General features: G+C 44.3%; 4 protein-coding genes. 2 read left to right on the plus strand and 2 right to left on the minus strand.

The features are described from left to right. Positions 1–995: 995 nt before the first annotated feature. Entirely contained in the window at positions 996–2,315 is a 1,320-nt protein-coding gene (locus tag ACO4PX_RS07965) for an MATE family efflux transporter (protein ID WP_485572207.1), read from the minus strand. Between the two features lie 228 nt (positions 2,316–2,543). Between ACO4PX_RS07965 and ACO4PX_RS07970 the strand changes: the two genes are divergently transcribed. Both ACO4PX_RS07970 and ACO4PX_RS07975 read left to right on the plus strand, forming a co-directional pair. Next, positions 2,544–3,908, plus strand: a complete 1,365-nt coding sequence (locus tag ACO4PX_RS07970; RefSeq protein WP_485572208.1) for an MATE family efflux transporter — start codon at positions 2,544–2,546, stop codon at positions 3,906–3,908. Between the two features lie 97 nt (positions 3,909–4,005). Then, a complete protein-coding gene (locus ACO4PX_RS07975; RefSeq protein WP_485572209.1) occupies positions 4,006–5,247 on the plus strand; it encodes a YARHG domain-containing protein in 1,242 nt (413 codons plus the stop codon). 213 nt (positions 5,248–5,460) lie between these two features. Here ACO4PX_RS07975 and ACO4PX_RS07980 read toward each other — a convergent pair whose 3' ends face one another. Then, positions 5,461–5,895 (minus strand): hypothetical protein, encoded by a 435-nt coding sequence (locus ACO4PX_RS07980; RefSeq protein WP_485572210.1) that lies wholly within the window; start codon positions 5,893–5,895, stop codon positions 5,461–5,463. Between the last annotated feature and the right edge of the window lie 257 nt (positions 5,896–6,152).

Below are 6,152 nucleotides of genomic sequence, written 5' to 3' on the forward strand. Positions count from 1 at the left end.
CGCAAGTACCGGCGGGCTCAGATTGCTCTCTTTCATATCTATACTGCATCCGTCGCTTTGACTTTTTAAATTCTACAGTCCTTCGCTTGGTATGCTATCTGCAAGCCCTGATGAGCTTAGATTGCCCTCCTACACACTTATACTGCAATCGCTCTACCATAGGACTTGTATAATTAGCTTATAAGATAAATGTGAATTATAGGCTTAGGCTTATAGGACAAAACGTGTTGATGAAAACCGCTCTACACCCTTGTAAATCAAGGCTGTAGGGCGGTTTAATTTTTTTAAAACAACTTTGAGAGTGAACAAATATGTTGATAAAAATTCAAAGGAATTGAACAGTTTCTTAGACCGGCTGTTCGGTAAGGAAGCATAGTTCACAATGCCGAAAGAAGGAAGAATAAAAGCGGTCTTCCGGTGGAGCTATATGCACTCCGCGGAGTCGCCTTCTTCGTCTGAAATATTAAGCTAAATGACTACTAATAAAAGCATTACAGCATTATACATAAGAATCAATAAGTTGGAGCGATAGTAGCAGCCTAGGTTTAAAAGAGGGGCAACTTGAGCCCGCGGTACTTGCAAACCAGCGAAGGGAAGGACTATGGAAATTAATTGAGTGAAGCGATTGATGCATAATAGGTCTGTAAGAGAGGCAATTTTATCCCGAGGTACTTGCAAACCGGCGGCAGGAAGGACTGTAGAAATCAATCTAGTGAAGCGACAGATGTAGTATAGGTCTGTAAAAGGGGTAATCTGAGCCCGTCAGTACTTACTGAAAGCGAGCAAAGCGAAGCTTGAAGTTAGTACTGCTACGAAGGCGAAGTTAGCGAGAGCGTGCCCCGAACACAGACCTATACTACATAGGAGCGAACCATTTCGATGAATACAGTCCTTCCCTCCGTAGAGTCGAAGTTAGCGAGAGCGTGTCCCTTGTACAGACCTATACTACATCGGAGCAAATCATTTCGATGAATACAGCCTTCCCTCCGCCGGCTTTATTTACCCTCCTGCTGCGCCTCCAAATGCAGCTTCATCTCTTTCCGCTCCTTCCGGTAAAAATACAGCACCACCAGGAAGGTGAAGGCTTCAGATGCGGGGAAGGAAAGCCAAACCCCCGGCATTTTTAGAAGGGAAGAAAGTAAGAAGGCAAAAAATACAATAGCGATGGTGCCTCTCAGTAAAGAACAGATAAAGGCGGGGCGGGGATTGTTGGTAGCGGAGAAATAGCTTACCATCAGGATATTCAGCCCGGCCGCAAGGAAACCGATGAAATACAAGGGAATTCCTTCCTTGGCATACTGGTAGAGGATAGGATCATTTTCCCGGTTAAACAGAGCGATACAGAAGTCGCTTTGGAAAATGATGCTTGCCACAATCAAAATCGCCAGTACCAAAGCGCTTACAATGCCGTAATGCAGGTAGGATTGCAACTTATGAATATCACGTTTTCCGTAGCTGTTGCTGATTAAGGGCTGGCTTCCCTGAGCCAAACCATTGAATACACAGGTGCAGACAGAGGAAACATTGGCAATAACACCGTAGGCGGCAACACCGATATTTCCGCTAAGACCTAAAATCAGGCCGTTAAAGGTACTGATGGTCACGGCACTGGTCAGGTCGCCGACAAAGGCGGAAAATCCCAGCTTGCAGCAGGCACAGAGATGCTTAAAGCGCGGACTTTGCCAACGAAAGGCAATGGTATTTTTCGGACTCCGAAAATGCAGAGTGCAAACCAAGCTGGTAACCACCGGAGATAGGGCAGTAGCCAGAGCAGCACCGGTCATGCCCAAATCCATGGGGAACATGAAAATATAGTCAAATACGATATTAAAGAGGGAACCCATCAAAGAGCCGACCATGGCCATGGAGGGGTTCTTGTCATTTCTGGTGAAGGCAGTCATACTGCTGTTTGCCATAAAGAGGAAGGCAGAGCCAAGGATGATGCGCACATAGCTAACTCCCAAATTCTGTAGTTCCACATCCGCCCCTAAAATCGCCAAAACCTGCTTCGGAAAAAAGAGCCCGAAGAAGGTGAAGGGCAGGGCGAAAATGAAGTTCCAAAAAATAGCTTGTAAAAAGAAGGAGCTTACATCCTTTCCCGCAGCCTGTCGGATGCTGTATCTGGTGGCACAACCCACCGCAATCATATTGCCCAGGGCATTGAGAAGGCCGTACAGCGGAAGAATCAAATTTAAAACCGCAAGTCCATCGGTTCCCGCATAGGAAGAAATAAAATAGGTATCCGCTAAAATATAAACGGAAAGTCCAATCATCCCGGCTATACTTTGACTGACATAACGAAAAAACTTCTTCATTTCTAAACTCCCCTGACTCTTAACATACGCACATTACTAAAATTGCAAAACCACTGATGAACGCAAAATCAATAAAATCACCGATAAACGTCAAATCAATAAAAGCACCGATAAACGCTGATAACTCTCAAAACTCAGGATTTTTTTGCGAAAAAAATTTTACGGTAGTATAATGGCTGTCATTGTAGCATGGAAGTAGAAAAATTGCCAGAGAAGGGAGAGGAAGACATGGCCATAAGCGAAGAGGAGAAGTTTCGGCAAATGCTGGAGGAACCGGTGAATCGTTTGATTCCCAAGTTGGCCTTTCCCTCCATGGTGTCCATGATTGTGGTGGCGGTGTATAATATGGCGGACACCTTCTTCGTTTCCCGCTTGGGAACCTCCGCCTCCGCCGCAGTGGGAGTGGTATTCTCCATGGCGGCAATCATTCAGGCAATCGCCTTCATGATCGGTATGGGTTGCGGAAACGAAATTTCCCGTTTGTTGGGAGCGAAAAAGCAGGAAGAAGCGGAACGTTATGTGGCAGTAGGATTTTTTACGGAATTGATTATCGGAACTATGATTGCAATCATTGCCGGCATTTTCGTAGAACCTCTGGTTTATGCTTTAGGATCCACCAAAACCATTGCTCCCTATGCCATGCAGTACGCCAGAATCATCCTTTTCGGAAGCCCCTTTATGATGGCTTCACTGGGCATGAACAATATGCTCCGCTTTCAGGGAAATTCCTTTTATTCCATGATCGGCATCAGTACCGGCGGTGTCCTCAATATGTTTTTGGATCCTCTCTTTATTTACGTCGGGAAAATGGGGATTGGCGGCGCTGCGGTGGCTACCGTAATCAGTCAAATGATATCCTTCGGAATTTTATTGTACCAATGCAACAAGATGCCGGCCTGTATTTCCGTATCTCCACGGAATTTTAAGCCCAGCTTAAAACGTTACAGCATTATTCTGCGCTTCGGCTGTCCCAGCCTTGCCAGACAGGGAATTGCCGGTGTTTCCACCATTTTACTGAATTTTTCCGCCCATCCTTACGGGGATGCGGCTATTGCAGCTATGGCCATTGTAATGCGTGTCAGCATGTTTATCTTTTCCTTGGTTATCGGCTTCGGACAGGGCTTTCAACCGGTTTGCGGCTATGCCTATGGAGCCAAGCACTACAAGCGTGTGGCGGAGGCCTACCGTTTCAGTTTGAAGGTCTGCTTTATTATGCTGATTTTTGCCGGAGCAGGAGTCTTCCTTATGGCAAAGCCCATCGTCACTGCCTTCCGAAAAGAAGATGTGGAGGTTATTCGAATCGGCACAATGGCGTTGCAGCTGCAATGCCTGACCATGCCCCTGGCTGCTCAGATTACCATGGCCAATATGTTTTCCCAGACCACCGGCTATCCCCTTCGGGCCAGTATCGTGGCACTGCTACGGCAGGGCATTTGCCTGATCCCAATTCTGCTGATTTTCCCCCGTGCCTTCGGGCTTTTTGGCCTACAAATGTCTCAGCCACTTAGTGATATCTTTGCGGCGCTTATTGCAGCCCTGATTACCGGAGGAATCTTGAAGGAATTGAAGGAGAGGGAGAAGAGGAAACTATAGAAGTATCATCATACTTGCTATTCACTACTCCAAACCTTATAATGCAATAAGGTATATTCATAAAATTTAACATAATGAATCATGGGAGAACGAGCGTATGAAAAGAACAATGATGAAGAAAAAAGGAACCGGAGCGGTGCTGCAAAAAGGCTTGGCAATCGTTTTTCTGGGATTGCTTCTAAGCCTTAGTCTGGTTTCCTGTAAAGGGAATAGTCAGGCAAAGGGAAGTGAAGGAACTAAGGCGGAAGAAAGTACATCGGTAAAGGCGGAAGAGAAAGCTGATGAATCTACTGTAGCTACAGAAGAAAGTACATCCGCCGGTTCAGAGGAGCTTAGCTATGATAGCGGAGCGGTAAACAAATCCAATATATTTGCATCCTATCCCGGGGATGCAATGTGGAAGAGTACTGCTAATGAGTATATGCTTATCCCCTATATTAAGGACGGAAAAGAACAGATTGAGTTTCGTCTTTATGGAGAAGCAAAGTTTTTATTAGAGGGGCTTTCCTTTTCCAAAACAGAGCAAAACGGTTTAAAGGTATCCGGCAAGATGCGAAACCTAAAAGACAATAGCTGGAACGGGGATGCGGATGTGACATGGAATAGTCTTGAAACCATTGATTATCCTATAGTGACTTTAACCAATGGTACGGAATTTACGGATGTGGATATGGGGGGAGATTATAGTTATGCCGGATTAGTGAACAGTACGGGTCAATCCAATGCCGGAACGGCTACCAATGCTTCTGAATTTATTTTTCCTTATGCCAACGAGAGATTGATTGCCCGGGGAGAGTATGAGAGCTTGGATGCGGCAACCCTCCGTTTAGCGATTAATGAAATTTATGCTCGCCATGGAAGACAATACGACACTCAAGACCTTAATGCATATTTTTCTTCTAAATCCTGGTATAGACCACAGTATAGTAAATCGGAATTTGATAAAATCGAAAGTCAGGTTTTGAATTCTTACGAGCGGGAGAATATAAAGATACTTACCGGATATAGAGATAGCCTGCTGGGAAAAGTAGGAGATATCCGTGGGGTATACGAGGTAAAATGGGGAGAAGGCGGAGCCCAGATGACAATCAGCGGCCAACCGGATGCCTATGTTGTGAATATTAATGCAAACTATGTCGTTGACGCATCCAAAGGAAATGTTTATGCCGTAGACTTTGATGGCATTGCGGTCAAAGAAGGTGGAAGTCTTTATAGAGCAACGGGAGAAGATGGATGGGTTACCTTTGTAGTTAATACAGACGGAAGCATTACTGTCACGGATCAGAGTACTGAGTTTGGAGAAATCAGCTTTATGGATACCTACAGAAAAGTAGGATAATAGAATGAAAAGGTTGCAAGAAATCAAATAATAAAAGCAATTTTCGGCAATATAGGTCTGAATGCGGGGTAGTCTGAGCCCGTCGGTACTTGCGAAAAACGAGAGAAACGAAGTTTTTCGCTTAGTATCCGATACGTGGCGAAGCTAGCGAGAGCGTGCCCCGTTTCAGACCTATATTGCTTAGAAAATTTTTTTTGATTCTTGCTTAGTCATTTAACCTACCTCAAAATAGTTTATAGCCCAGTCCTTTAGTTCTTCAAATCGCTTTTGGTTTTCTTTTTTGATATTTAATCCGCTAAAGCTTTCTTCATGGGAATAGTAATATTTGCTCAAAGCTTCTACAAGAGCAGTTTCATCGCTATGCTCAAAATCGGAAAGCATATCATTTACAGCCTGGCTTGGACTGGAACAAAGAACATTTTCAAAACGTATATACTCTATAGCTTCCAAATCTTCTATGATATGACATCGGATATTTTCTTCCGAACTTTCCTCCAAGGCATAAACCTCCACCTTGTTTTCTGAAAAGTAGCCCACAAAGAGCTGCAAATATTCCAAGGCGGAGACAGAGCGTAAAATCATCGGCTGATTGCCAACCACATCTCTTAACCATGCTCTATTTGATGTATAGTCACTACTGATTTTCATATTGATCCTCATTGTCGTTCAAAGCGTTTTGTCATTTTTTGTAGTATAGTCTTTATCCCAAGAATACACAATCTTTTGCCAAGAGCTGTAGGTACATATAGTGCATTTTTTCGTTGCAATACAGACCGACTTCCCGTATTGTAAAACTTAGAATGTACTTGGAATACCTCACGCTTCGCGCGGGGCCCCTTGTGAAAAAAAGGCTTTATCCATGGCAGCAATATTGTTTTGTTTCACCCGGAAAAGCCCGGAATTTT

Source organism: Oribacterium sp. (assembly GCF_057249185.1).

Coding starts and splice junctions, on each gene's coding strand:
- ACO4PX_RS07965 (WP_485572207.1), bottom strand. CDS start 2,315: ATGAAGAAGTTTTTTCGTTATGTCAGTCAAAGTATAGCCGGGATGATT.
- ACO4PX_RS07970 (WP_485572208.1), top strand. CDS start 2,544: ATGGCCATAAGCGAAGAGGAGAAGTTTCGGCAAATGCTGGAGGAACCG.
- ACO4PX_RS07975 (WP_485572209.1), top strand. CDS start 4,006: ATGAAAAGAACAATGATGAAGAAAAAAGGAACCGGAGCGGTGCTGCAA.
- ACO4PX_RS07980 (WP_485572210.1), bottom strand. CDS start 5,895: ATGAAAATCAGTAGTGACTATACATCAAATAGAGCATGGTTAAGAGAT.